We start from the raw sequence: 265 nt of genomic DNA, 5'->3' as shown, positions 1-265 counted from the left end.
ATCACGTTGGTCGGAACGAACGCGGAAACGTCGCCAGCCTGGGTTTCGATGATCGGCAGTGCGGTCAGGGAACCGGTTTTGCCGGTCACTGCGCCGTTGGTGAACTTCTCTACGTATTCTTCCGAAACGCGGGATGCGCGCTCCAGCAGACGGGAGTGGAGATAGAACACGTCGCCTGGGTAAGCTTCACGGCCTGGTGGACGGCGCAGCAGCAGGGAAATCTGGCGGTAAGCCACTGCTTGCTTGGACAGATCGTCATAAACGA

The 265-nt window shown here is 58.9% G+C and carries 1 pseudogene; it reads right to left on the bottom strand.

The features are described 5' to 3' along the window. A pseudogene (locus tag SB772_RS41960) lies at positions 1–265 on the bottom strand (F0F1 ATP synthase subunit alpha); the annotation flags it as partial.

The organism is Paraburkholderia sp. SIMBA_030 (assembly GCF_046535245.1).
In the GTDB taxonomy this organism is placed as follows: domain Bacteria; phylum Pseudomonadota; class Gammaproteobacteria; order Burkholderiales; family Burkholderiaceae; genus Paraburkholderia.
This window is presented reverse-complemented; position numbering and strand designations above follow the sequence as displayed.